This window comes from Actinomadura citrea, assembly GCF_013409045.1.
Taxonomy (GTDB): Bacteria; Actinomycetota; Actinomycetes; order Streptosporangiales; family Streptosporangiaceae; genus Spirillospora; species Spirillospora citrea.
In genome coordinates this window covers 8,161,256-8,184,480 of record NZ_JACCBT010000001.1, presented here as the reverse complement: position 1 = coordinate 8,184,480, position 23,225 = coordinate 8,161,256, and the positions used below count along the sequence as shown (strand labels likewise).

Annotated in this window: 23 protein-coding genes; 8 read left to right on the top strand and 15 right to left on the bottom strand. The window is 72.2% G+C overall.

Features of this window, described 5'->3' with window-relative positions; translation table 11 throughout:
- Positions 1 to 125: 125 nt before the first annotated feature.
- The 5 genes from BJ999_RS37405 to BJ999_RS37385 all read right to left on the bottom strand — a co-directional run bounded on the left by BJ999_RS37405 (position 126) and on the right by BJ999_RS37385 (position 4,931).
- Complete coding sequence (locus BJ999_RS37405; RefSeq protein ID WP_179837618.1) at positions 126 to 980, bottom strand: FAD binding domain-containing protein; 855 nt, start codon at positions 978 to 980, stop codon at positions 126 to 128.
- Complete coding sequence (locus tag BJ999_RS37400; protein ID WP_179837617.1) at positions 977 to 3,376, bottom strand: xanthine dehydrogenase family protein molybdopterin-binding subunit; 2,400 nt, start codon at positions 3,374 to 3,376, stop codon at positions 977 to 979. The genes BJ999_RS37405 and BJ999_RS37400 overlap by 4 nt, the downstream gene beginning before the upstream one ends.
- Positions 3,373 to 3,864 (bottom strand): (2Fe-2S)-binding protein, encoded by a 492-nt coding sequence (locus BJ999_RS37395; protein ID WP_179837616.1) that lies wholly within the window; start codon positions 3,862 to 3,864, stop codon positions 3,373 to 3,375. The genes BJ999_RS37400 and BJ999_RS37395 overlap by 4 nt, the downstream gene beginning before the upstream one ends.
- A gap of 186 nt (positions 3,865 to 4,050) precedes the next feature.
- Positions 4,051 to 4,758 carry a peptidoglycan-binding protein gene (locus BJ999_RS37390; protein WP_179837615.1) on the bottom strand — a complete coding sequence of 236 codons (708 nt, stop codon included), beginning with the start codon at positions 4,756 to 4,758 and terminating at the stop codon, positions 4,051 to 4,053.
- A complete protein-coding gene (locus BJ999_RS37385) occupies positions 4,755 to 4,931 on the bottom strand; it encodes a hypothetical protein (protein ID WP_179837614.1) in 177 nt (58 codons plus the stop codon). Before BJ999_RS37385 ends, BJ999_RS37390 begins: the two co-directional genes overlap by 4 nt.
- Before the next feature lie 780 nt (positions 4,932 to 5,711).
- On the opposite strand from BJ999_RS37385, the gene BJ999_RS37380 reads away from it, so the two are divergent.
- Positions 5,712 to 6,146 carry a cupin domain-containing protein gene (locus BJ999_RS37380; RefSeq protein ID WP_179837613.1) on the top strand — a complete coding sequence of 145 codons (435 nt, stop codon included), beginning with the start codon at positions 5,712 to 5,714 and terminating at the stop codon, positions 6,144 to 6,146.
- Here BJ999_RS37380 and BJ999_RS37375 read toward each other — a convergent pair.
- From BJ999_RS37375 to BJ999_RS37360, 4 genes are all read right to left on the bottom strand, one after another.
- Positions 6,097 to 6,522, bottom strand: coding sequence for a hypothetical protein (locus BJ999_RS37375; protein ID WP_179837612.1), 426 nt, complete (start codon positions 6,520 to 6,522; stop codon positions 6,097 to 6,099). The two genes, BJ999_RS37380 and BJ999_RS37375, sit on opposite strands and share 50 nt — an antisense overlap.
- Positions 6,523 to 6,775: 253 nt before the next feature.
- Positions 6,776 to 7,516: a TetR/AcrR family transcriptional regulator gene (locus BJ999_RS37370; RefSeq protein ID WP_179837611.1), complete on the bottom strand. Its 741-nt coding sequence runs from the start codon at positions 7,514 to 7,516 to the stop codon at positions 6,776 to 6,778.
- Positions 7,517 to 7,628: 112 nt separating this feature from the next.
- Positions 7,629 to 7,853, bottom strand: coding sequence for a hypothetical protein (locus BJ999_RS37365; protein WP_179837610.1), 225 nt, complete (start codon positions 7,851 to 7,853; stop codon positions 7,629 to 7,631).
- 80 nt (positions 7,854 to 7,933) lie between these two features.
- Entirely contained in the window at positions 7,934 to 9,388 is a 1,455-nt protein-coding gene (locus BJ999_RS37360) for a PspC domain-containing protein (protein WP_179837609.1), read from the bottom strand.
- A 150-nt stretch (positions 9,389 to 9,538) separates the two neighbouring features.
- Between BJ999_RS37360 and BJ999_RS37355 the strand changes: the two genes are divergently transcribed.
- The 3 genes from BJ999_RS37355 (at position 9,539) to BJ999_RS37345 (ending at position 12,343) form a co-directional block, all read left to right on the top strand.
- Entirely contained in the window at positions 9,539 to 10,753 is a 1,215-nt protein-coding gene (locus BJ999_RS37355; protein WP_373292799.1) for an ATP-binding protein, read from the top strand.
- A 67-nt stretch (positions 10,754 to 10,820) separates the two neighbouring features.
- Positions 10,821 to 11,462, top strand: coding sequence for a LuxR C-terminal-related transcriptional regulator (locus BJ999_RS37350; protein ID WP_179837608.1), 642 nt, complete (start codon positions 10,821 to 10,823; stop codon positions 11,460 to 11,462).
- A 128-nt stretch (positions 11,463 to 11,590) separates the two neighbouring features.
- Entirely contained in the window at positions 11,591 to 12,343 is a 753-nt protein-coding gene (locus BJ999_RS37345) for a DUF4190 domain-containing protein (protein WP_179837607.1), read from the top strand.
- Positions 12,344 to 12,485: 142 nt separating this feature from the next.
- Here the strand turns inward: BJ999_RS37345 and BJ999_RS37340 are convergent, their stop codons facing one another.
- The 4 genes from BJ999_RS37340 to BJ999_RS37325 all read right to left on the bottom strand — a co-directional run bounded on the left by BJ999_RS37340 (position 12,486) and on the right by BJ999_RS37325 (position 16,447).
- The gene (locus tag BJ999_RS37340; RefSeq protein ID WP_179837606.1) at positions 12,486 to 13,385 is read right to left on the bottom strand and encodes a serine hydrolase; all 900 of its coding nucleotides are present in this window, start codon (positions 13,383 to 13,385) and stop codon (positions 12,486 to 12,488) included.
- Between the two features lie 582 nt (positions 13,386 to 13,967).
- Positions 13,968 to 14,423 carry an SRPBCC family protein gene (locus tag BJ999_RS37335; RefSeq protein ID WP_179837605.1) on the bottom strand — a complete coding sequence of 152 codons (456 nt, stop codon included), beginning with the start codon at positions 14,421 to 14,423 and terminating at the stop codon, positions 13,968 to 13,970.
- A 174-nt stretch (positions 14,424 to 14,597) separates the two neighbouring features.
- Positions 14,598 to 15,281 carry a PIG-L deacetylase family protein gene (locus BJ999_RS37330; protein ID WP_373292802.1) on the bottom strand — a complete coding sequence of 228 codons (684 nt, stop codon included), beginning with the start codon at positions 15,279 to 15,281 and terminating at the stop codon, positions 14,598 to 14,600.
- A gap of 185 nt (positions 15,282 to 15,466) precedes the next feature.
- On the bottom strand, positions 15,467 to 16,447 hold the full coding sequence (locus BJ999_RS37325; protein ID WP_229810501.1) for a nucleoside hydrolase: 981 nt from the start codon (positions 16,445 to 16,447) through the stop codon (positions 15,467 to 15,469).
- Between the two features lie 102 nt (positions 16,448 to 16,549).
- On the opposite strand from BJ999_RS37325, the gene dhaK reads away from it, so the two are divergent.
- Genes dhaK through dhaM form a run of 3 tightly spaced genes read left to right on the top strand, consistent with a single transcriptional unit; the run spans position 16,550 to position 18,601 of the window.
- Positions 16,550 to 17,545: a dihydroxyacetone kinase subunit DhaK gene (gene dhaK, locus BJ999_RS37320; RefSeq protein WP_179837603.1), complete on the top strand. Its 996-nt coding sequence runs from the start codon at positions 16,550 to 16,552 to the stop codon at positions 17,543 to 17,545.
- Positions 17,542 to 18,213: a dihydroxyacetone kinase subunit DhaL gene (gene dhaL, locus BJ999_RS37315; protein WP_308427274.1), complete on the top strand. Its 672-nt coding sequence runs from the start codon at positions 17,542 to 17,544 to the stop codon at positions 18,211 to 18,213. The genes dhaK and dhaL overlap by 4 nt, the downstream gene beginning before the upstream one ends.
- 1 nt (position 18,214) lies before the next feature.
- Complete coding sequence (dhaM, locus tag BJ999_RS37310) at positions 18,215 to 18,601, top strand: dihydroxyacetone kinase phosphoryl donor subunit DhaM (protein WP_179837602.1); 387 nt, start codon at positions 18,215 to 18,217, stop codon at positions 18,599 to 18,601.
- A gap of 66 nt (positions 18,602 to 18,667) precedes the next feature.
- On the opposite strand, the gene BJ999_RS37305 is transcribed toward dhaM, so the two are convergent.
- On the bottom strand, positions 18,668 to 18,988 hold the full coding sequence (locus BJ999_RS37305) for a protealysin inhibitor emfourin (protein ID WP_179837601.1): 321 nt from the start codon (positions 18,986 to 18,988) through the stop codon (positions 18,668 to 18,670).
- 86 nt (positions 18,989 to 19,074) lie between these two features.
- Positions 19,075 to 20,520 carry a gluzincin family metallopeptidase gene (locus tag BJ999_RS37300; RefSeq protein ID WP_179837600.1) on the bottom strand — a complete coding sequence of 482 codons (1,446 nt, stop codon included), beginning with the start codon at positions 20,518 to 20,520 and terminating at the stop codon, positions 19,075 to 19,077.
- 362 nt (positions 20,521 to 20,882) lie between these two features.
- On the opposite strand from BJ999_RS37300, the gene pcrA reads away from it, so the two are divergent.
- Positions 20,883 to 23,138: a DNA helicase PcrA gene (gene pcrA / locus BJ999_RS37295; protein WP_218935411.1), complete on the top strand. Its 2,256-nt coding sequence runs from the start codon at positions 20,883 to 20,885 to the stop codon at positions 23,136 to 23,138.
- The last annotated feature ends 87 nt before the right edge of the window (positions 23,139 to 23,225 follow it).

Genomic DNA, 23,225 nt, shown 5'->3' with positions numbered 1-23,225 from the left:
CGGGCACCCCGGTACGCCCCAGGCACCCCGGTACCCCGCGCCGCTGTGATCATGCGGCACCGGCGAACATGCGGCCGGGCGCCGGGGCGACGGGCCCGGCCGCATGTTCCCGCCCCGCGGGCGGGTCAGCCCGCGGCGGCCGCCAGCGCGCGCGCCGTCAGCACCGTCGCCAGATGGGCCCGGTACTCCGACGACCCGTGCAGGTCCGTGGGCGGCTCCGTGCCCGCCGCGGCCTGCGCGGCGGCGGTCCGGAACGCCTCCTCCGACGCCGAACCCCCTCTGACGGCGGTCTCCACCGCGCTCGCCCTGACCGGGGCCGCGCCCATGTTGGTCAGCGCGACGCGCGCCTCCTCGACGCCGTCACCGTTGCGGTGGACGGCGCACGCCACCCCGACGATCGCCCAGGCCTGCGCGGTCCGGTGGAACTTCTCGTAGTGGACGCCCCAGCCCGCACCCAGCTTCGGCACGCGCACGCCCACGAGGAGCTCGTCCGGCTCCATCGCCGACGTCATCCAGTCGACGAAGAACTCCGACGCGGGGATCTCCCTCTCGCCGCGCGAGGACCGGACGAGGAGCACCGCGTCCAGCGCGAGCGCGACGGCGGGCAGGTCGCCGGCCGGGTCCGCGTGGGCGAGCGACCCGCCGAAGGTGCCGCGGTGCCGGACCGCCGGGTCGGCGACGGTCTCCGTCGCCTGCACGATCAGCGGGACGTGCTCGCGCACCAGCGGATCGCGGATCACCTGGTGGTGCGTCGCCATGGCGCCGATGACCAGCGAGTCGCCCTCGTCGCGGATCTCCCGGAGCGCGTCGAGCCGGCCCAGGTCGATCAGCGAGTCGGGATAGGCGAGCCGCAGCCGCAGCAGCGGCATCAGGCTCTGCCCTCCCGCCAGCACCTTGGCGTCCTCGCCCCCGTCGGACAGCGCCTGGACGGCGTCGTCCACCGAGGTGGGACGGACGTAGTCGAACGTCGCGGGGATCACTGGTCACCTCCGGCCGAGCCGAGCCCGCCGCCCGCGCCCGGTTCCGCGGCCGCCGGCTTCTCCTCCGCGCGCATCGCGCGCCACACGCGCTCGGGCGTGCACGGCATCGGCACGTCGTGCACCCCGTAGGGGCGCAGCGCGTCCACGATCGAGTTGACGACCGCCGGGGTCGAGGCGATCGTGCCGGCCTCGCCGACGCCCTTCACGCCCATCGGGTTGGACGTCGCGGGCGTCTCGGTCCGGTCGGTCGTGAACGTCGGCAGGTCCGCGGCCGACGGGACCAGGTAGTCGGCCATCGTGGTCGTCGTCAGGTTGCCGTCCGCGTCGTACACGGCCTCCTCGTAGAGGGCCTGGGCGATGCCCTGCGCGAGCCCGCCGTGGACCTGGCCCTCCACGATGAGCGGGTTGACGACCTTGCCCACGTCGTCCACGGCCACGTACTTGCGGAGCTTCACCATCCCGGTCTCGGTGTCGACCTCGGCTGCGCACAGGTGCGTGCCGTGCGGGAAGGAGAAGTTCTCCGGGTCGAACGTGGCGTCGGAGTCCAGGGACGGTTCGATTCCGTCCGGCAGGTCGTGCGCGGCGAACGCGGCCAGCGCGACCTCCTGGATCGTCCTGCCCTCCTCCTGGACGCCGCGGACGCTGAACCGTCCGCCGTCGAACTCCAGGTCCTGCTCGGACGCCTCCAGCAGATGCGCGGCCACCTTGCGGGCCTTGTCCACCACCTTCTCGCAGGCGGAGAACAGAGCGACGCCTCCCACGGCCAGGGAGCGGGACCCGTAGGTGTCCATTCCCTTGGGCGAGATGGCGGTGTCGCCGTGCAGGACCTTCACGTCCTCGAACGGCACGCCGAGCCGGTCGGCGGCGATCTGCGCCCACGCCGTCGCGTGGCCCTGCCCGTGCGGGGACGAACCGGTGACGACCTCGACCTTGCCGGACGGCAGTACCCGCACCGACGCGTGCTCCCAGCCCCCGGCCCCGTACGACAGCGACCCGAGGACCCGGGACGGGGCGAGACCGCACATCTCCGTGAAGGTGGACACTCCGATGCCCAGCTGCACCGGATCGCGCCGTTCCCGCCGGTCCAGCTGCTCCGCGCGGAGCTTGTCGTACTCGAACAGCTCCAGCGCCTTGTCGGTGGCCGCCTCGTAGTTGCCGGAGTCGTAGGTGAGGCCCGCGATCGTCTCGTACGGGAACTCCTCGTGCCCGATCCAGTTGCGGCGCCGTACCTCGATGGGGTCGACGCCCAGTTCGGCGGCCAGCTCGTCCATCATCCGCTCGATGGCGTAGGTGGCCTCTGGGCGGCCCGCGCCCCGGTAGGCGTCCGTGGGCGTCTTGGTGGTGAAGACCCCCGTGCAGGTGAACGACAGCGCGTCCATCTTGTAGATGCCGTTGAACATGAACGCGCCCAGCAGCGGTATGCCGGGGGTGACCAGCATGAGGTACGCGCCCATGTCGGCCAGCAGTTCGACCTTCAGGCCGCGGATCCGGCCGTCGCGCTCGGCGGCGAGCGTGAGCCGCTGGATCTGGTCGCGGCCGTGGTGGACGGTCATGTTGCCCTCGCTGCGGGTCTCCGTCCACTTCACCGGACGGCCGAGCCTGCGGGCGAGCAGCAGCGCGAGGACCTCCTCCCCGTACACCTGCAGCTTCGAGCCGAAGCCGCCGCCGACGTCCGGCGCGACGACCCGGATCCGGTGCTCGGGGATCTCGGTGACCGTGGCCAGCATCAACCGCAGGATGTGCGGGATCTGCGTGGCCGAGTACAGCGTGAACTCGTCCCCCTCGGGGACGCACAGCACCGACCGCGGCTCCATGGCCGTCGGGATGAGCCTCTGCTGGACGTAGCGGCGCTCCAGCACGACCGGCGCGTCCCGCATCGCGGCGTCGAGATCCCCGTTCTCGAAGACCCACGTGTAGGACTTGTTCGTGCCGAGGTCCTCGTGGACCAGATCGGCGCCGTCGGCCACCGCCGCCTCCATGTCCACCACGGCGGACAGCGGCTCGTAGTCGACGTCGATCTCCTCCAGGGCGTCGACGGCCGCGGCCCTGTCGCGGGCCACGACGCAGGCGACGGGCTCGCCGACGTAGCGGACCTCGTCCACCGCCATGGGCGGATGGGCCGGGTGCTTCATGTCCTCGGTCACGACCCACGCGCAGGGCAGCGAACCCTGTTCCGCGGCGAAGTCCTGGCCGCTGAACGCCGCGACGACCCCGGGACGCTCCTTCGCCGGCGCCGTGTCGACCCCGGTGATCCGGGCGTGCGCGAACGGGCTGCGCAGGAACGCCACGTAGAGCGTCCCCGCCGGCGTCATGTTGTCGGTCCACCGCGTCCTGCCCGTGATGAGCCGGGCGTCCTCCGACCGCTTGCGCGGGGTGCCGACCTCCTGCACGGTCACGGCGTCACCTCCTGCCGGCCGGGCTCGCGCATCTCGCTCGCCGCCCGCCGCACGGCCTTGACGATGTTCTGGTAACCGGTGCACCTGCACAGGTTCCCTTCCAGCCCCTCCCGGACCTCGTCCTCCGACGGGTCGGGGTTCTCCCGCAGCAGGTCGAGCGACGCCATGATCATGCCGGGCGTGCAGTAACCGCACTGCAGCGCGTGCTCCTCGTGGAAGGCCCGCTGCATCGGGTGCGTGCCGCCGTCGACGCCGAGCCCCTCGACGGTCGTCACGTCTTGGCCGTCCGCCTGGACGGCGAGCACGGAGCAGCTCTTCACGCTCATCCCGTCCATCAGGACGGTGCAGGCTCCGCAGTTGCTGGTGTCGCACCCGACCGGGGTTCCGACCTTTCCCAGCCGTTCGCGCAGATAGTGGACGAGTAGGAGGCGCGGCTCGACGTCGTCTTCGTACGTCGCTCCGTCGACCTCCACACGGATACGTGGCATGCGGTTTCTCCCAGGGACGTCTCGGGGTGGAAGGTGAGAGGGACGCCCCTGGGAGGAGCGCGCTGATCCGGCCACGTCATCGGGGCCACCTCCGTGGAAGGCGACCCTACGAACCTATGCCGGGGTTGAATGCCGTACTAGTCCCCGGCATCGCTTATTTGCCGACGTCTGGGGGACTGATGGCCGTTAGTGCACGCGGAGCAGAACCGGCCAGGTCTTCGGCCCGACGATCCCGTCGTCTTCGACGCCGCCCCACCGCTGCATGGCCTTCACGGCCGACTCTGTCGTGTCGTCGAACTTCCCGGTCATGCTCACCTCGGGGTGGCTGCGCGCCAGCAGGAGACCCTGCAGGGTCTCCACGTGCTCCCCGGAGTCTCCCTTGTTCAGCTCCGGCAGCTTCTTCACCATGTCCTCCGTCCAGTTGCCCCCGCCGTAGGCGGGCCGTCCGTAGCCAGCGATGACACTGGAGTCCCTGACGCGGCGCCTCACCGAGTCGCTCGTGTTGCCCTCGATCGTCTGGAGGCGCCCGCCGCCGAGGACCTTCTCGACGACGCCGACATGGTCGATCGCGCCGACGCTGTTGGTGGCGCCCCAGTCGAAGAACACGATGTCGCCGGGCTTCGCCTGGTCGACGCTCGCGGTCGTCCCGCTGTGCCAGCGCCCGGCCTTCTGGAAGTCCTGCGCGTGCCACACGGTGTAGGCGCGGTCCCCGCCGGGCAGGACGGCGCCCGCGTTGCCGCTGTGCCGCGCCCAGTAGGTGATGGCCATGTCGCACCAGGACGCCTTGAGGAACTCGCTTCCGTGCCTGGAGGCGTACTCCCGGGTGATGGTGTTCGGGCGGCCCGACATCCCGAGCGACCGGCGGGCCTCGGCGATCATCCCCGCGGCGCTCATGCCGGGCCCTCCTGCGCGGGCCCGGCCTGCTCGGTGCCGTCGTCCTGGAGGGCCTGGCCCTCCCCGCGGAAGATCCCGTCGGCGTCGGGCTCGCCGTACAGCTCCCGGAGGACCTGCTCCTCGTCGGGTTCGGTGGCCCGGTGGACGTCCGGGTTCACGTCCACCTCGTCCATGTGAGTCGCTTCCGCGGTGTCTGTTTCGGTATGGGGGGTCACGTTGCTTCTCCGCAGCGTCGGACTGTCCGATCGGTCGGGAGCCTCCTCCGTTCCGTGGGCGGCTCCGGGCCGACCGTAATGGGAACAACCCCACTTTCTCCGGATTTTGCGCGAAAACACGCATTAGCTGGATTTCTACCATTCACCAGCGAAGACGGCCGATCGGCCGGGGCATGCTTCCCTGGCCGTTCCCCCCGGAGGGACGGACGCCGGGGCCTCCCGGTGGCGGCTGGGAGCGTTCCATGTCGACGGGCGGAGGCGGGAAGGCGGCCGCGGGAAAGGCGGCGGGTGGGCGTTCCCTCGGGGGGCTGTGGCGCTCTGAGCAGGGGATATTCGCCGTTTCCGGGGTAGAGGCCGCCTATGTTCTTCTTTTCCTCTTCCCGGCTGGGTTGCCTGGGGTCACTGCTCGTGACCCTGGTGCTCACCTGGGTCGTTTACGTGTTCCTCAGCCGCTGAGCCCCTCCCGCGGGGCCGGGGCCGCCGAGGAGCGCCGAGGGGCCGCCGGGGCCTTCGCCGGACGGATTCCGGTCGACTCTCGGTGATCAGCTTGACAAGGTTCGGTTACCGAGTGTCTCCTTGTGTCCGTGACGAAGCGCGTGCAGACCGACAGCCCCGTGGCCTTGGGCCGCGTGGCCAGCGCGCTGTGTCCTTCGTGTTGTCGCTGATCCCCGTTCCGGGCGATCGCCGCTCCCGCTGACGATCCCTTTCCAGCCGGCACACCTGCACGAAGGACTCCCCATGGACCTTTCCGTGGTTCCCGACCTCACCATGCGCGGCCAGGACGATCCGCACGGCCGCGCGGCCGCCGTCCGTCCCGCGACCGTCGGGCAGCTCGCCGCCCGCGTCCGCGACCTCGCCGGACGCCCCGCCGAGTGGTGGCGGCTCGTCCGGTTCGACGCCGCGGGGCCGGTGCACCTCCCGCTGGACGGCCAGACCTGGCTGACCACCTGGCCGCCCGGCCATGGCGGGACGATCCGCGCCCAGGTCAGCACCCTGATCGCGGGCGAGCTGGCGGAGGTGACGATCACCGCGCGCGGCGTCACCGAGCGTCCGCTGCGGGCCAACCGGGTCCGGGTGCACGGCGGGTCGCACGCGCTGACGAATCCGGGGCCGGCGTTCGCGGTCAGCCTGCACGCCGGTGCAGGACGTCCTCAGGTCCTCCCGTCCACGTGACCACCAGCTTCCCCGAGCGCAGGGCGGCGCGTCCGTCCAACCGCTCACGGGAGCCGTTCGCGCAGCTCAGCTTGATGCGGCCCTTCGCGTCCACGGTGCCGGTGCAGAAGCCCGGCGAGTTCAGCGCGGCGGCGCCCCGGTAGAGGAAGAGGGCCACGCGCCGCGAACCGGAGCCCGCCGTCCAGGTGCCGTCCATCTGCGACTTCTTCTCCGCACCGGGCCGCACCCCGTTCAGCAGCGGCGGCGTCGGGCGCGCCGTCGGCGCGGACGGCGAGGGCCGCGCGGACTCGGGCTCACCCGAGCCGCCGCAACCGGCCAGCGAGGCGGCGAGCAGCGCGGCCAAGGGCAAGCACAGCGCGGACACGGCAGGCCGCATGTGGGTCCTCCAGAGAACTGAGCGCGCGACGGGCCCCCGGGGGATGAGGCCCGCCGCGCGTGCACCGGGGGTCGGCGCGGGACGGCCCGGACCGCCCGGAGGTCCCACGCAAGATCCACACCAATAGAAACCCGTGGGTTTTTCACGTCAAGGGCGTCGGCGCCCTCCGGCCGCATCCGGTCAGCGGGTCGACCGGGGGGAGCGCCACCGGACCCGCGCCGCCAGGACCGCGCGCCGTCCCGGTAATCCCAGGTCAGCCGGGGTCGTCGGCCAGATAGGGGGAGGCGGCCTCGCGGCCGACGAGGGGGAGCAGCGCGAAATAGGTGAGGGACGGCAGCAGCGACGGCAACTCCTCCGCCTCGCCCGTCTCCATCTGGACGTGGATCGCGCTGTAGATGCCGCCCACGATCGCGTCCACCACCGAGATCGGGACGGGCGCCAGGGACGGGTCGGCGAAGAAGGTGCGGAACCGGGCGAGGTTGTCGATGCGCGCCTGCCTGACCTGCGGCCCCGCCGCGTTCACCTCCACCAGCGACGCCCGTGCGAACCTGGGCTCCCGGGCGAGGGCGGCGAGCAGCGTGCGCAGCCCCGCGTGGATCCCGTCCGGCCACGACGGCGCGGCCTCGTGGGCCTCCGTCATGCGGCGGAGCAGGATGTCCATGCCGCGCTGGTAGGCGGCGAGGAAGCACGCGTCCAGGTCGGAGAAGTGCGCGTAGAACGTCTTCTTCGTGACGCCCGCGCCCTCGGTGACCCCGCTGATCGTCGTGTGCGCGAAGCCCCGCTCCGAGACGACGTGGACGAACGCGTCGATCAGCCGCTCGCGCTGGATCCCGGCGACGGTCTCGGGGGAGAGCCCGTGGCGGCCCGGCTTGATGGCGCGGCCCGGGTCCAGCGCGGACCGGGAGCCGGGCAGCGCGTCGGAACCGGGCAGCGCGTCGGAACCGGGCGGCGCGTCGGCGCAGCCCGTCTCCGGTGTCCCGGTCTTCCCCGCCATCGGCCCTCGATCCGTCACCTGCCGTCGAGGTCACATTACTTGGCGTTCCCTGCGCGGGGGGAAGCCCCGGGCCGTGCGGCGCGGGTCACAGCGGTCCCGCGGAGGCGGCGCGTCAGCGCAGGTGGCGGCGCCGCGAGCGGGTCAGCACCCGGACGGTCCCGACGAGCCCCAGGCCGATCAGCACGACCGGGACCAACGTCGTGACGGGCAGGACGTCCCCGTCGGCCAGGCCGTCCGCGAGGAACAACCCGGCCAGGAAGAGGAAGAACAGCCCTGTCACGGGCCCCGCCGGATCGAACCGGAACCGCTTCTCGCCCGCCGTCTTCTTACCTGCCATCTCCCCGCCCGCCTTCATTCGCCGTAACCCGTCTCACGGAGACCCGTCCCGCCGCAGTCCGTCCCACGGCCCTGCCGCGCTCAGACACGGTGCACGTCCACGTCTCCGAGCTTCCCGCGGATCCGCAGGACGATCACCGGCGGGTTCGCGGCGTGCGCGCCCTCCGGTTCCAGGGTCCGCACGACCTTGGCGGCCGGCCCGCTCGTCGTCCGGTGGTCGACCCGCACGTCGCCGAGCCCGATCCGCGCGTCCACCATGACGCGGGCGGTGGGCGGCACCGTGACCTCCAGCCCCCCGAGCCCGACCTCGGCGTTGATCGTGACCTGCTGGCCGGCGGCGACCGGCAGGGCGGTGAGGTCGAGGTCGCCCTGGCCGACGCCCACCTTGTACACCCGGCCGATCTGCGAGGTGTCGGTGGGACGCCAGTCGACCTCCCCGTACTCGGCGTTGCGCGGGACGTCGCCCACGACCGACGTGGTCAGCATGGCGAGGGTCAGCACGGTCCCGGCCGCCGCGAGGCCGCGCGTCCGGAACCAGCCGCCGACGATGAGCCCGAGCCCGAGGACGGCGAGCGCGGGCGCCATGACGATCAGCCAGGAGTCCGGGGCGGGGTAGGGCTGGGCCACCGGGACCAGCGCCGCGCCGGCGGCCATGGCCGCGAGCAGCGAGATCGCCGCCACCGGCGGCGTCCTGCCGCCGGAGTCGTGCCGCGCCGCGGGCGCGGCGCCGTGGGGTGCCGCGGCGCCGGGCGCGTCCGCCCAGGCGGCGGAGTACGCGGCGAGGTCGATCATGCCCTCGGGCAGGCCCCCCGGCCGGGACGCCCCGTGCGCACCCGGGGACCCGTGCCCGCCGAAAGGGACGTCCTTGTCGAGCGAGACGCCGCCGACGGACGCCGTCTCCGTCCGCGTCCACGTCGCGGCGGGCTCCGGGGCGTGCCCGGTGATCCGTTCGGGGACGGTCCGCGCCACGGACACGAGGTCCACGCCCCGCGAGTGCGCGACCAGCAGTACCAGCCCGAGCACCACCAGGGGCACGATGGCGTCGGTGGGGACCCCGCCGAACAGGTTGAACGCGACGCCCACGCACATCAGCGCACCGAGGATCGTGAGGACGGCCTGCCCGTCGAACCACCGCTTGAGCCACTGCTCGGCCAGCGACGACTCGCCCGGGCTCGCCGGCATCAGCAGCGCCGCCACGATGTAGAGGAAGATCCCCTGCCCGTGCGCGAGGGCGAGGATCGCGAACCCGACGCGGAACAGGACCGGGTCGATGCCGGTGTAGCGGGCGAGTCCCGTGCACACGCCGGCGAGCACCTTCCGCTCGGCGTCCCGCGAGAGACGCCGGTAGCCGCTCGCCGCCGGCTCGCCGGCACCGGGCTCGCCGGCACCGGGCTCGCCGGCACCGGGCTCGCCGGCACCGGGCTCGCCGGCACCGGGCTCGCCGGCACCGGGTCCTGCCATGCCGTGCTCTCCCGAACCGGGCCCGTCGGCGGTGCGCCCGCGCAGGTCCTCGTTCTGGTCCTCTTTCTCGCCCATACCGACCATGGTCGCCTGCCGCGCGTGGCGCACGGTATCGGGGACGTCCCTGATTCCGACCCTGAGACCGGTCCGGGGTAGTTCCCTGATGCGCATCATGTCCGGGCGTGTGACGATCGATGACGTGGGAGAACCTTGGGAAGGGCGGCGGTGAGCCAGGAGACGGCGGGGCGGCCGGTGCCGCCGGGACCGGTGGGCGCGACACCCCTCGGGCCCGCCCGGCTGGAACGGGCGGCCGAAGGGCGGCTCGTCGCCGGAGTGTGCCGGGGCCTGGCCGTGCACCTCGGCGTGGACGTGTTCCTCGTGCGAAGCGCGTTCGTCCTGCTCACGATGGCGAGCGGGCTGGGCGTCGCCGCCTACGCCGCGCTCTGGATCCTCGTCCCCGTCCAGGAGAGGGCATCGGCCGAGGCGGGCGGGCGGCGGCGCGGCCGGGACTGGGGCCAGCTGCTCGCCTACGCGGCCGTCGCGCTCGGGCTCGCGGCCCTGCCGTGGGGCGCGGCCGGGGTCGTCCGGTGGGCGCTGTGGCCCTTCATCGTCGGCGGCGTCGGCGCCGCGATCCTGTGGCAGCAGGCCGACCGCGACCAGCGGCAGCGCTGGACGCTGCCGCTGCGCCAGCGGTGGCTGCGCAGCCTGCTCGGCCTGCTCCTCGTCGTCGGCGGCATCGGCGGTTTCGTGGCGCAGAAGGTGGAGGCCGACCAGGCGCGGTCCGTGGTCATCGCGATGCTGATCATCCTCACCGGCGTCGCGGTGATCATGACGCCGTGGGTGGTGCGGCTCTGGCAGGACCTCGATGCCGAGCGGCAGGAGCGCATCCGGTCCCAGGAGCGCGCCGAGCTGGCCGCGCACATCCACGACTCCGTCCTGCACACGCTGACCCTCATCCAGCGGAACGCACAGGACACCCGCGAGGTGCAGCGGCTCGCCCGCTCCCAGGAGCGGACGCTGCGGACATGGCTCTACCAGCCGCGCGCCGACCCCGACCAGACGTTCGCCGCCGCGATCAGGGAGGCGGCCGGAGAGGTCGAGGACGACCACAACGTCCCGATCGAGGTCGTCTGCGTGGGCGACACGGCGCTGGACGAGCGGCTCGGCGCCGCGCTGCAGGCCGCGCGGGAGGCGATGGTGAACGCCGCCAAGTACGCGGAGGCGCCCTCGGTGTCGGTGTACGCCGAGGTGGAGGGCGACGAGATCGCCATCTTCGTCCGCGACCGGGGCAAGGGATTCGTTCTCGACCAGGTCCCGGAGGACCGGATGGGCGTGCGAGGGTCCATCATCGGACGTATGGAGCGCAACGGCGGCAAGGCCACCGTCCGCACGGCGCCGGGCGAGGGCACCGAAGTGCGCCTGGAGATCAAGAAGTCGTGAGCGCGGCCGCCGGGGCGTCCCCGAGGAGCAGGGCGGAGTGAGGCGTTGACATGAGCGGGACGTGGACATGAGCGAAACGTTGAAGAGGGTCGTGCTGGTCGACGACCACCAGATGTTCCGGACCGGCGTGAAGGCGGAGCTGGGCGGCGGCGTCGAGATCGTCGGGGAGGCCGGCGACGTCGACGAGGCGGTCGCGGTGATCCGCGGGACGCAGCCGGACGTGGTGCTGCTGGACGTCCACCTGCCCGGCGGCGGCGGGATCGAGGTGCTGCGGCGGCTGCACGGCGCCGTCTCGTCCAAGTTCCTCGCGCTGTCGGTGTCGGACGCGGCGGAGGACGTGATCGGCGTCGTCCGGGGCGGGGCCCGCGGCTACGTCACCAAGACGATCTCCGGTCCCGAGCTGACGGACGCGATCGGCCGGGTCGCCGACGGAGACGCGGTCTTCTCGCCGCGTCTCGCCGGTTTCGTCCTGGACGCGTTCGCCGCCACGGACGTCCCGGCCGTCGACCCGGAACTGGACCAGATCACCCAGCGGGAGCGCGATGTGCTGCGGCTGATCGCGCGCGGCTACGCCTACAAGGAGATCGCCAAGGAGCTGTTCATCTCGGTGAAGACGGTGGAGACGCACGTCAGCAGCGTCCTGCGGAAACTGCAGCTGTCGAACCGGCACGAGCTGTCGCGCTGGGCCGCCGCCCGCCGCCTCGTCTAGCGGGGCGAATCCCACCCCCGGCGAGGCCCCGGAGTAAACGTTTTCACTGCAGTCGTGAGCGAATTGTAATCCGCGGGTCCCGTCCAGCGTGATCACGGGCGCCCTCCGGTGTGGAACAGTCGCTCGTCATGACCTATCCCCCACCCGGACCCGCGCAGCCGGGTCCCCAGGCCCCCTATCCGTCCCCGCCCCCGCCGATGCCCGGCGAGCACGGCCCCGGCTCCCCGTACGGATCCAACGCCGACAAGACCAACGGGCTGGCGATCGCCGCGTTCGTGACCGGCCTCCTCGGATGCCTCGGTGTCGTCGGCCTCATCCTCGGAGCCGTCTCCCTCAGCCAGATCGCGAAGAAGGGCGGCAAGGGCCGCGGCCTCGCGATCGCGGGGATCGTTCTGTCCTGCCTGTGGATCGTGGGCGGCATCGTCGGCTTCGTGCTGAGCGGGGACGGCTCGTCCGACGGCGCCGGGGCGACGCCCAAGGTCACCCAGACCAAGCCCAAGGAGGTGGACGCCAAGAAGATGAAGGTCGGCGACTGCATCAACGACAACTCCGGCGCCACCAGCTCCGCGACCGAGGAACCGGTCGAGGTGGAGAGCGTCAAGATCGTCCCCTGTACGGGACCGCATGACGGCGAGGTGACGGCCGTCTTCCGGGTGAAGGGGTTCGTCATCCCGCCCGAGGCGCGGCTCCAGCAGCTCGCCTCGAACGGGTGCAAGCTCCGCACGCAGGCACGGATCAACCGCGACCCCGCCGCGCGGGGCATCGCGAACTCCTACTACTACCCGACGGCCGACTCGTGGAAGTCCGGTGACCGCACCGTCACCTGCGTCGCCGTGGCCGCCGCCGACGGCAAGAAGCTCACCCGACCGCTGCACCGCTGAGGTTCCCGGCGTACGCTGGGCGGCCGGCCCGCCGCCCGGTCCGGAACCGCGACGTTCCCCCGATTCCTGAGCCCCGTCTCTTCGGGTGCCCGTTTCCCCGAGCCGGCGCCTTTCCAGACGCCCTCCCACCGCACGAACCCGCTCACGGCCCCGCCGCGCGCAAGCCGTCGACGACCATGTCGGCGACGTGTTCGACGGTGGACACCCCCGTCTCCATCGTCGGGTTGCCGCTGCTGCACACCGCGATGAGGAAGTCGTGGTCGCGCCCGCTGACGCGGCCGATGCTGTTGACCGCCCAGCCGTGCCCCTGGAAGCGGAGCGGCACCCAGCCGTTCTTCAGCGCCACCCTCTCTCCCGGACGCGCCGCCGCGCTGATGCCCCACGCCTGCTCGTCCAGTACGGAGCCCATCAGGCCGAGGACGTACCGGCGTCCGCGCGCCTTCAACGGGCTCCTGTCCGACACCAGGTTCGTCAGCAGCCGCACCTGGTCGGTCGGGCTCGTCACGGACGAACCCCACGAGGTGGGGAACGGCTTCGTGTGCTTCAGCCCGAACGTCCTGTTCGCTCTGGCGACGCCGGGACCGTACCCGGCCTCGGCGTACAGGACGTCCGCCGCCGTGTTGTCGCTCTCCCTGATCATCGTCCCGGCCAGCGCACGCTCGGCACCGGTCAGCCCCCGGCCGTCGCGCTGCCGCTGCAGGAGGAGGCTCGCCAGAATGTCGACCTTCATGATGCTGGCGGTGACGAACCGGCCGCCGTCGTTCTCGCCGAACGACCTCCCCGTCCGCAGGTCCGTCACCATCACTCCCGCCCTGCCCGGACGTTTCCGGATATAGGTCCGCAGGTCCCGGTGCAGCGCCCCGGGGTCGAACGGGGGGAGCGCCAGCCGGACCGCGGACACGTCCCGCCCCGCCGCCGCGGACTCTCCCGCGCTCGCGACGACCCCGCCCTCGCGCTTCTCCCCGTCCGCCATGAACCAGTAGACGGCCGAACCAGCCCCGCTGCCCGCCACCAGAGCGAGCACGATCAGATGACGCCGCATCGATTCCCCCGAATGTCGTGCGACCCGAAACCAACGTCCAACTCGAACTGGCAAGCGCCCAAGCCGAGCGCGCATCCCCGCACCCCCCGGTGCGCACGCGTGCCCCACCGCCGGTGCGCGCCCAACCGGCCGTGCATCACCTGTCGGGCGTGCCTGTACCGGCGGCCCCGCAAGATCCCCGCACCCGTGCAGGACCCGGTGGACGCGTAGGCCCACTGGGCGCGCACGACCCGGCGGGCGTGCAGGACTCCGCAGGAGTGCATGTCCCGGTGGCCGTGCGTGCCCCCGGCCGCGCATGACCAGGCGGAGGCGCGCGATCCCCCCGGATTGCGCGACCTACCGGTCGTGCGTGAACCCCCGGGTGTGCATCCCTTTTGGGTGTGCGTCACCTGGTGGTTGCGCGTGGCTCGGCGTGCGCGTCCCGTGGGTCATGCGTGACCTGGCGGTCGTGCGTGACCTACCGGTCGTGCGTGGGCCTTCGGGTGTGCGATCTCCGGTGCATGCCCCGTGGGCGTGTGTCGTGGCCGGCCGTCGCCTGGGGTGCGCGCCTGGTGCGGCGTGCGTGCCTGGGTGTGGGCGGGCCTAAAGGGCGCCTGGTAGGCGGGCCGGGCAGCCTGGTTCGCAGCGCTCGGAATGCCTCGCCACACGGTGCGCGTAGGCGTCGAGGCGGCGGCGCAGGACGGCGCTTGTGAGCGGTCCGGTGCCCGGGAAGCCGTCCACCTCGCCGCGCCAGCGGATCAGCGTGCCCGCGAAGTGCGGTTCCAGCGTGATGTCCGCGCGAAGGCGCCGCTCCGGACGGCCCGCCAGCGCGATGTAGCCGTAGTGGCGTGGCGGATCCCAGGCCACGACCTCCTCGCGCCACGACCGGATGTACCGGACGGCCCCGAGCCCGTTCGGGTGCTCCTGACCGGCGGACTCCCGCCGCGCCCTGGTCCAGAAACCGCCCCACTCGTCCCACGCCTCCGGGACGCACAGGTGCTTGAAGATCACCTCAGGCGCGGCGGCGGATGTGGCGGTGGCCTCGATCTCACGCGGCATGACGACCCCCCGAGTTCTGTCACATGGGGTACATGCCCGCTCGGAAGCTGATTACGGCTTGTAAGAGACTGTATTTGCTAAGTGACCGATACTTGGGCGGCCTGACCGCTTCGGTGAGGCTTCGTGAGGGCGGCGCATTACCTCGGGGCCGGGTGTCCGCGCGAGCGGTGGTGCTCAGGCAGTGTCGATGACCTGGAACGACTCGGCGAGACTGCCCTCGGGCAGCCCCGCAGCGGCGGCGTTGCTCCCGAGCCAGCCGCGCAGCATCTCCGGCAGGCCGTCCCCCATGTGCGCGGTCTGGCTGGCGTGTGCCCGCAGCGCGTTCACCTTCCGGTCGAACCGGTCGGTGATGTCGACGTAGTGGTTGACGACGGGGCCGCCGGACAGCCACACCTCCCGCGCAGTCCACGCCTCCAGGCCCTCGTCGGCGAGAAGCTCCGGGAACGCGTAGGGATTGCGGGCGTCGGGGTAGACGGCGTCGAGCGCGGCCGCCCCGACCGCCCGGTGGTCGGGGTGGCTCGGGTAGATCCGCTCGTAGTTGCGCTCGGGGCTCGGCATCAGCACCCGGTCCGGGCGCACCTGCCGGATCACGCGGGCGATGTCGCGGCGCAGGCCGAAGCCCACCTCGACCCGGCCGTCCGGGTAGCCGAGGAACCGGACGTCGCTCACCCCGACGCACTTGGCCGCGGCGCGCTGCTCCTCGCGGCGCAGGGCGGCCATCTCCTCGCGGGTGACGCCGTCGTCGAAGCCGCCCGCGTCACCGTCGGTGACCATGAGGTAGACGACCTCGATGCCGCGGTCCGTCCAGGCCGCCACCGTCCCGGCCGCGCCGAAGTCGACGTCGTCGGGATGCGCCATCACGGCGAGGATCCGCTGCAGCTCGCTGTCGTCCAGAACGTTGGTCACATCTTCAACAATAAGGTCGGCCAACGGTTCCGGCATACCCGGATATCGCTGCTTTCAGTGAACGTTCCGGGTACGCCGGACGGCCGCGCGCCCGCACCGGGAGGCCGGGGCGGAGGCCGGCGGGATGTGAGCCCTGCTCAGAAGGTGAGGAGGGCCGACAGCAGGCGCTCCTGGAACTGCGCCACGTCGCTGCCGACGGCCACCTTCACCGGACGGCGCGTGTCGTCGGCGGGCAGGGAGCGGGCGTCCCACACGGTCGTGCCCCGCGTCAGCTCGCCTCGCAGCTCCACCCGCACCGGACGCTGGACGTACTCGCCGAGGTCCGGGTCGACGATCAGCATCGCCGCGAGTGCGTCGTGGATGACCGCGCCCCGGCGCTTGAGGGTGGGCGTGTAGGCGTCCGCGTAGAACTCCAGGATGTTCGCGGCGAACCGGGCGACGGGAGTGTCGTGCGCGGCCAGCCGGTCCAGCCAGTCGTCGTGGACGGCGGTCGGGTGCGTGGCGTCCAGCGGTACCAGGACGATCGGCCAGTCCGCCGCGAACACCAGGTCGGCTGCCTCGGGGTCGTGCCAGATGTTCGCCTCGGCGTGCGTGGTGATGTTGCCCGGATGATCGAACGCGCCGCCCATCACCACGACCTCGCGGACCAGCGACGGCAGCTCGCCGTCCAGCAGCAGCGCCGAGCCGAGGTTGGTCAGGGGGCCGGTCGCGAGCAGGGTCAGCTCGCCGGGCATCGCGCGGGCCAGCCGGACGATCTGCGCGGCGGCGGGCTCGTCGACCGGGCGTCCCGCGGGCTCGGGAAGGTGCGTGTCGCCGAGGCCGTCGGTGCCGTGCCAGTCCAGCGCGTAGTGGACGTCCTGCGCCATGGGCCGGGCGGCGCCGACCGCGACCGGCACCGCCGGACCGGCAGGCTCCCGCCCGCCCGAGGTGAGGCCCGCGGCCTCCAGCACCCGCAGTGTGTTCAGCGCGCCGGTCATCGGGTCGATATTGCCGTGCACCGTGCCGACCGCCGCCAGCTCCGCCTTCCCCGCCTGGACCAGTGAGGCCAGATAGAGCAGCGTCATCGCGTCGTCGATGCCGGTGTCGCAGTCATAAAGAATCTTCGGTGCCTTCGTCACGGATGCAACCTATGCGGGCGCGGACCCCTCCGGGCACCCCCCGAATCGCATGATCGGCGATTGGGCCTGGGACGGGACGCTTCGCCGGGGTAGAGCTGAGACATGCGCAAACTCATCAACGCCCCGGCGGACGTGGTGTCCGACGCCCTGCGCGGACTGGCCGCCGCGCACCCGTCCCTGAAGGTCGACCCCGGGAACGGGACCGTCATACGGGGGGACGCCCCGCGGAGCGGGAAGGTCGCCCTGGTCTCGGGCGGCGGATCCGGCCACGAACCGCTGCACGCCGGATTCGTCGGCCACGGGATGCTGGACGCGGCCTGCTGCGGCGAGGTCTTCACCTCTCCCGTTCCCGACCAGATCATCGCCGCGACGATGGCGGTGGACGGCGGCGCCGGCGTGCTGCACCTGGTGAAGAACTACACCGGCGACGTCATGAACTTCCAGATGGCCGCCGAACTCGCCGAGGACGAGGACATCGAGGTCGTGTCCGTCGTCGTCGACGACGACGTCGCGGTGGAGGACAGCACGTTCACCGCCGGCCGGCGCGGCACCGGCGCCACGCTGTTCGCCGAGAAGATCGCCGGGGCGCTCGCCGAGGAGGGCGCGCCCCTCGCGGACGTGGCGGCCGTGGCACGGGAGGTGAACGAGCGCAGCAGGTCGTTCGGCGTGGCGCTGTCGTCCTGCACGGTCCCGGCGGCCGGGACGCCGACGTTCGAGCTGGGCGAGGACGAGATGGAGCTCGGCATCGGCATCCACGGCGAGCCCGGCCGCGAACGCGTCCGGGTCGGCACCGCCGCGCAGATCGTGGACGCCACGCTCAGCGCGATCGACGCGGACATGCCGCTGTCGGGTTCGGAGGTGCTCGTGCTGGTCAACGGGATGGGCGGCACCCCGCTGATCGAGCAGTACGTCGCCTACGCGGCGGCGGCCGAGTGGCTGGAGGCGCACGGCGCGACCGTCGTCCGCCGCCTCGTCGGGCCGTACGTGACCAGTCTGGAGATGGCGGGTTGCATGATCAGCGTGTGCCGGGTGACGCCCGAGCTGATCCGCCTGTGGGACGCGCCCGTCGAGACGCCGGGGCTGCGGTGGGGCCGGTGAGCGCGGGTTCGATGGACGCGGGGGACTTCGCGGCCTGGATCAGGCGGACGGCCGAACGGGTGTCCGCCGACGCCGAGCGGCTGACCCGGCTGGACGCGGCGATCGGCGACGGCGACCACGGCCTCAACCTCGACCGGGGCTTCCGCGCCGCCGTGGAGGCGCTCCCCGGGGACGTCCCGCCGGGCGCGGTGCTGATCGCCGCCGGCCGGGCCATCGTGTCGAAGACCGGAGGCGCGTCCGGCCCCCTCTACGGGACGGCGCTGCGCCGCGCGGGCAAGGCGTTCGGCGACGCCGCCGACGTGGACGCCGCAGCGCTCGGCTCCGCGCTCCGGGCCGCCCTCCAGGGCGTCCAGGATCTCGGGAAGGCCGTCGAGGGCGACAAGACGATGGTCGACGCGCTGGCGCCGGCCGTCGCGGCGTACGAGGCGGCCCTGGCGGACGGCTCCGGCCTCGCCGGATGCGCGCGGGCCGCCGCCGAGGCCGCCGCGAAGGGCGCGGACGGCACCGTCCCGATGCGGGCGCGCAAGGGCCGGGCCAGTTACCTGGGCGAACGCAGCGAGGGGCACCTGGACCCCGGCGCCTCGTCCACCGCCCTGGTGCTGAGAGCCCTCGCCGATGTCGCGGGATCAGACGGTGTCGCGGGTTCAGACGCTGCGGGGGAGGGGTGACATGGTCGGGATCGTCATCATCTCCCACAGCCGGACGCTCGCCGAAGGCGTCGCCGAGGTCGCCCGCGCGATGGGCGTCGGCAAGGCCGTCGTCGAACCCGCCGGCGGCGACTCCGAAGGGCGCCTCGGGACGAGCATCGACCTCGTCGAGCAGGCGGTCGCCGCGGCGGACGACGGCGACGGGGTCGTGCTGCTCGCCGACCTCGGCAGTTCCGTGCTGACGGCCAAGATGCTCATCGAGGACGCCGAAGGCGACGACGTGCTGCTCGCGGACGCCCCGCTGGTCGAGGGCGCCGTCGCCGCCGCGTCCATGGCCGCGACCGGGGCGGACCTCGCCGCCGTCCACGCCGCGGCCGAATCCGCCCGCGACCACCGCAAGACGAACTGACCTCGGCGTCCGGGCGGTGCCGCGCTCCCGGCCCGCCACGGTGGCCCCAAGGCGCACCGGGCGGAGTCAGGGGGTGGCGTCGGGGCCTTCGATGAGTGTGCCGAGGACGGATGCGACTCCCGCGGTCGGGTCGCCCCGTATCTCGTAGACGCGCGGTTCACCCTCCGCGCCGTACTCCTCCGCCCCGTCCCCGGAGACCGTGATCCGGTACGCGGGCAGGTCGGCGCCGATCTCGCCCGTCCCGCCGCGGGCGTGCGCGGCGGCCAGCGCGTCCACGGCCTCGCGGACGCGGCCGGCCTGTCCGGCGGGGAGGGCCGCGGTGTCGTACTGCGCGACGACGGCGCTCTGGCCGCTGAAACCGCCGGTGCTCTCGATCGTCACGCGCATGCCCGCGCACCTCCCCGTCGACTCGCCTGCTCCCTACCCGCTCGCCGCGGGTCGCCACCTCCCGAACGGCTCCCCGCGAAACGGTGCTACTTGCTGAACGTGCTGCGCAGCTCGTCCAGCTGGCTGCGGAGGATGTCGTCGTCCTCCAGCGAGCCGCCCTGGGCCAGCTTCTCCGCGGGGACGGCCTGGTACTCGGGCATCTGCATCGTCCCGCAGCAGCGCGACCTGTCCTGGGCGGCCAGCAGGCTCGCCGAGTTCTCGTCGTGCGGCTCGACCTCGGTGACGTCCTGCCCGTCTCCGGTGTAGGCGGCCTCGGTCATCGCCATCTGCCCGGTCATCAGGTCGCGCAGCGGCGTCGCCGCCGTCGTGACCTCCCGGACGGCGAACCGGTTGCGGATGAACGTCCGGTAGACGGCCGGGTCGCCGCGGTCCGCCGAGGCCTGCAGCATCTTGTTCGCCACGTCCACGTACCGGGCGTCGGTCGCGGGGGACGCGACGATCGCGTCGAACACGAGCCTGCACAGCGCGGACGCCGTCTCGATCAGCACGACCGTGGCGTCCTTCGTGCGCTGCTGCCGGCTCAGCTCGAAGGTGTAGACGTCGGCGAGGATGTCGTAGATCGCGCCGGTGAACACCTGCGAGATCGAGTGCACCTCGTTGCCGACCTCGCTGAGCTTGAGGTCGTTGTCGGCGTTGCGGAGCCCGGACGGCATGCCGAGCGCCTTGCCGAACTGCTCCGCCATCTCCGCCAGGAACGACCTGTCGTGCAGGTTCGCCTTGGTGAGCGCGACGAGCGCCTCCGCCTGGTCCGGTTGCGCCAGGGCCAGGAAGATCGCCGTGATGTCGCCGAACGCCTCGTGCAGGCCGCCGGTCTGCGGCGGGGCGTCCGCCGAAAGCCAGCCGGGCTTGAGGCCGTCCAGGATCGCGTGGCCGGTCTCGTGCGCGACGATGTCGAAGGACTGGCACGTGAAGAGCACGTTCGACGCGGGCTGTCCCTTCGGCGTGAAGAAGAGGAACTTCAGCGCCTTGGCCGTCCGCGAGTAGAACGCGTTCGCGCCCTCGGCGGCGTGCGGGAACACCGTGACGCGCTCGGTGTTGCCCCCGACGTTCCACGCGAACGGGATCGGGACCCCGCCGTTGTGCCGCTCGTACATGGCCATCGTCTCCCGGACGACGGCGAACGTGTGCGCGCAGTCGAACTCCGGGGTGCCGGCGGTGAACACGAAGTCGCCGCTGATGTTGCGCGCGATCGGGGTGACACCCTGCAACTCGGTCTGGACGCGCACGTCCATGGGGCCGTTCAGCACCACGGTGGGGATGTAGGTCAGCCGCGAGCCCAGTTCGGCGACCGACGGGTCCTGCTTGTAGATCAGGAACCTGTGGCCGGGCTGCGCCGGTACCGGAACCGGCACCGGCCGCGGGACGGAACGCGGAAGCGGCGGCGGCGCCGCCTGGGACGCCCGTCCCGGCCACTGCGCGGGCACCACGACCTCGGCGTCGAACTGCGTCTGGAGTTCCTGCTGGTGGGTCATCAAAGCCACCTCCCCTGTGACAGTGCGCGAGTCCTGTTGACTCTGCGTCGCTGTACGCGAACATGCGGGCATGCAATACGGGGACTTGCATTCCGAGTACGGGCCGGGCCGGTGCCCGACCCCCGTCCGCTCTACCTCCAACGTCAGTCGCGACGTGAGATCGAGTCAACCCACCGTGTCCAAAAGGCGCCCCATGTGTCCACATGCAGCCGCCGGGCCCCTGATCAAGCTCACAGGGGGTATCGGCCGGACGCGGAGGCGGCGCCCGCGGGGGCGTCCGGCGCGCGGGCGGGCGGGTCCGGGACGCCCCGGCTCGGCGGACGCGCCGAAAACGTCCGCGCAGCGCCGTAGACTCGCACGTGATGTCGAAGACCGAAGCTCACCCCCTGCTGGACGGCCTCAACCCGCAGCAGCGCGCCGCCGTCGTGCACTCCGGCAGCCCCCTGCTGATCGTCGCCGGCGCCGGCTCGGGCAAGACCCGGGTGCTCACCCACCGCATCGCCCACCTGCTCGGCGAGCGGGAGGTGCACCCCGGCCAGATCCTCGCGATCACCTTCACCAACAAGGCCGCCGCCGAGATGAAGGAGCGGGTGGACGCCCTCGTCGGGCCGCGCTCGCGGGCCATGTGGGTGATGACGTTCCACTCCGCGTGCGTCCGGATCCTGCGCCGCGAGGCCAAGCGCCTCGGGTTCCCCACGAGCTTCTCGATCTACGACCAGGCCGACGCGAACCGGCTGATGGCGCTCGTGTGCCGCGAGCTCGACCTCGACCCGAAGCGCTACCCGCCGAAGTCGTTCAGCGCGCAGGTCTCCAACCTGAAGAACGAGCTGATCGACTACGAGTCGTTCAAGGCGCGGGCGTCCACGCACATGGAGCAGACGCTCGCCGAGGCCTACGAGATGTACCAGGCGCGCCTGCAGCAGGCCGGCGCCATGGACTTCGACGACCTGATCATGATGACGGTCAACCTGCTGCAGGTGTTCCCCGAGGCCGCCGAGCACTACCGGCGCCGCTTCCGGCACGTCCTGGTGGACGAGTACCAGGACACCAACCACGCGCAGTACGAGCTCGTCCGCGAGCTGACCGCGCCCGTGGAGGGCGTCGGGGCCGCCGAGCTGTGCGTCGTCGGCGACGCCGACCAGTCGATCTACGCCTTCCGCGGGGCGACCATCCGCAACATCCTCGAGTTCGAGCGCGACTACACCGACGCCACCACGATCCTGCTGGAGCAGAACTACCGCTCCACGCAGACGATCCTGTCCGCCGCGAACGCCGTCATCGAGCGCAACGCCGACCGCAAGCCCAAGAAGCTCTGGTCCGACCAGGGCGAGGGCCACAAGATCATCGGCTATGTGGCCGACAACGAGCACGACGAGGCCGCGTTCGTCGCCCGCGAGGTCGACCGGCTCACCGACGACGGCGAGGCCCGTCCCGGCGACGTCGCCATCTTCTACCGCACCAACGCGCAGTCCCGTGTCTTCGAAGAGGTCTTCATCCGGGTCGGGCTGCCGTACAAGGTCGTCGGAGGCGTCCGGTTCTACGAGCGCAAGGAGATCCGCGACGCGCTCGCCTACCTGCGCTGCCTCGCCAACCCCGAGGACACCGTCTCCCTGCGCCGCATCCTGAACGTCCCCAAGCGGGGCATCGGCGACCGCGCCGAGGCCTGCGTCGAGGCGTACGCGTCCCGCGAGCGCATCTCGTTCTGGCAGGCCCTCCGGACGCCGGAGGACGTCCCCGGCATGGCGACCCGCTCGCTCAACGCCGTCCGCGACTTCGTCGCCCTGCTGGACGAGCTGCGCGCCGCCGCCGAGTCGCTCGCCCCCGCCGACCTCGTCGCGGAGGTGCTGAAGGCCAGCGGCTACCTCGCCGAGCTCCAGGCGTCCAAGGACCCGCAGGACGAGACCCGCATCGAGAACCTCCAGGAACTCGAAGCCGTCGCCCGCGAGTTCGAAGAGCGCCTCGACGGCGAGTCCGCCGAGGGCCGCCTCCCCGAGTTCCTGGAACAGGTCGCCCTGGTCGCCGACGCCGACTCCATTCCCGGGGGCGCGAAGGGCGCGCCCGTCCCGCCGGGAGAGCAGCCCGAAGAAAGCGAGCACGGCGTCGTCACCCTGATGACGCTGCACACCGCGAAGGGCCTCGAGTTCCCGGTCGTCTTCCTCACCGGCATGGAGGACGGCGTCTTCCCGCACCTGCGCGCCATGAGCAACCCCAAGGAACTCGAAGAGGAACGCCGCCTCGCCTACGTCGGCATCACGCGCGCCCGGCAACGCCTGTACGTCTCCCGGGCCACGATGCGCAGCTCGTGGGGAGCGCCGCAGGTCAACCCGCCGTCGCGCTTCCTCGGCGAGGTCCCGAAATCCCTCGTCGAATGGGAACGCGAGGCGTCCTCCACGTCCGGCTCCGCCATGTCGCGGATGGCGGAACGCCCGGGGACCCGCTCACCGGGCAACCGCCCCGTCCCGTCCTTGTCCCCGGGCGACAAGGTCACCCACGACGCCTTCGGACTGGGCACCGTCGTCTCCGTCTACGACAAGGGCGAGAAGGCCAGCGTGGATTTCGGCGGCGACTACGGCGTCCGCACCCTGGTCCTCCGCTTCGCCACCATCGAGAAACTCTGACGCTCACCCGAGCGCAGACCTGACGGGCCCGGTGGCACTGGGGCTCAGGGGCACCACCGGCGCGGCATGGGTTATGGCCAGAACGAT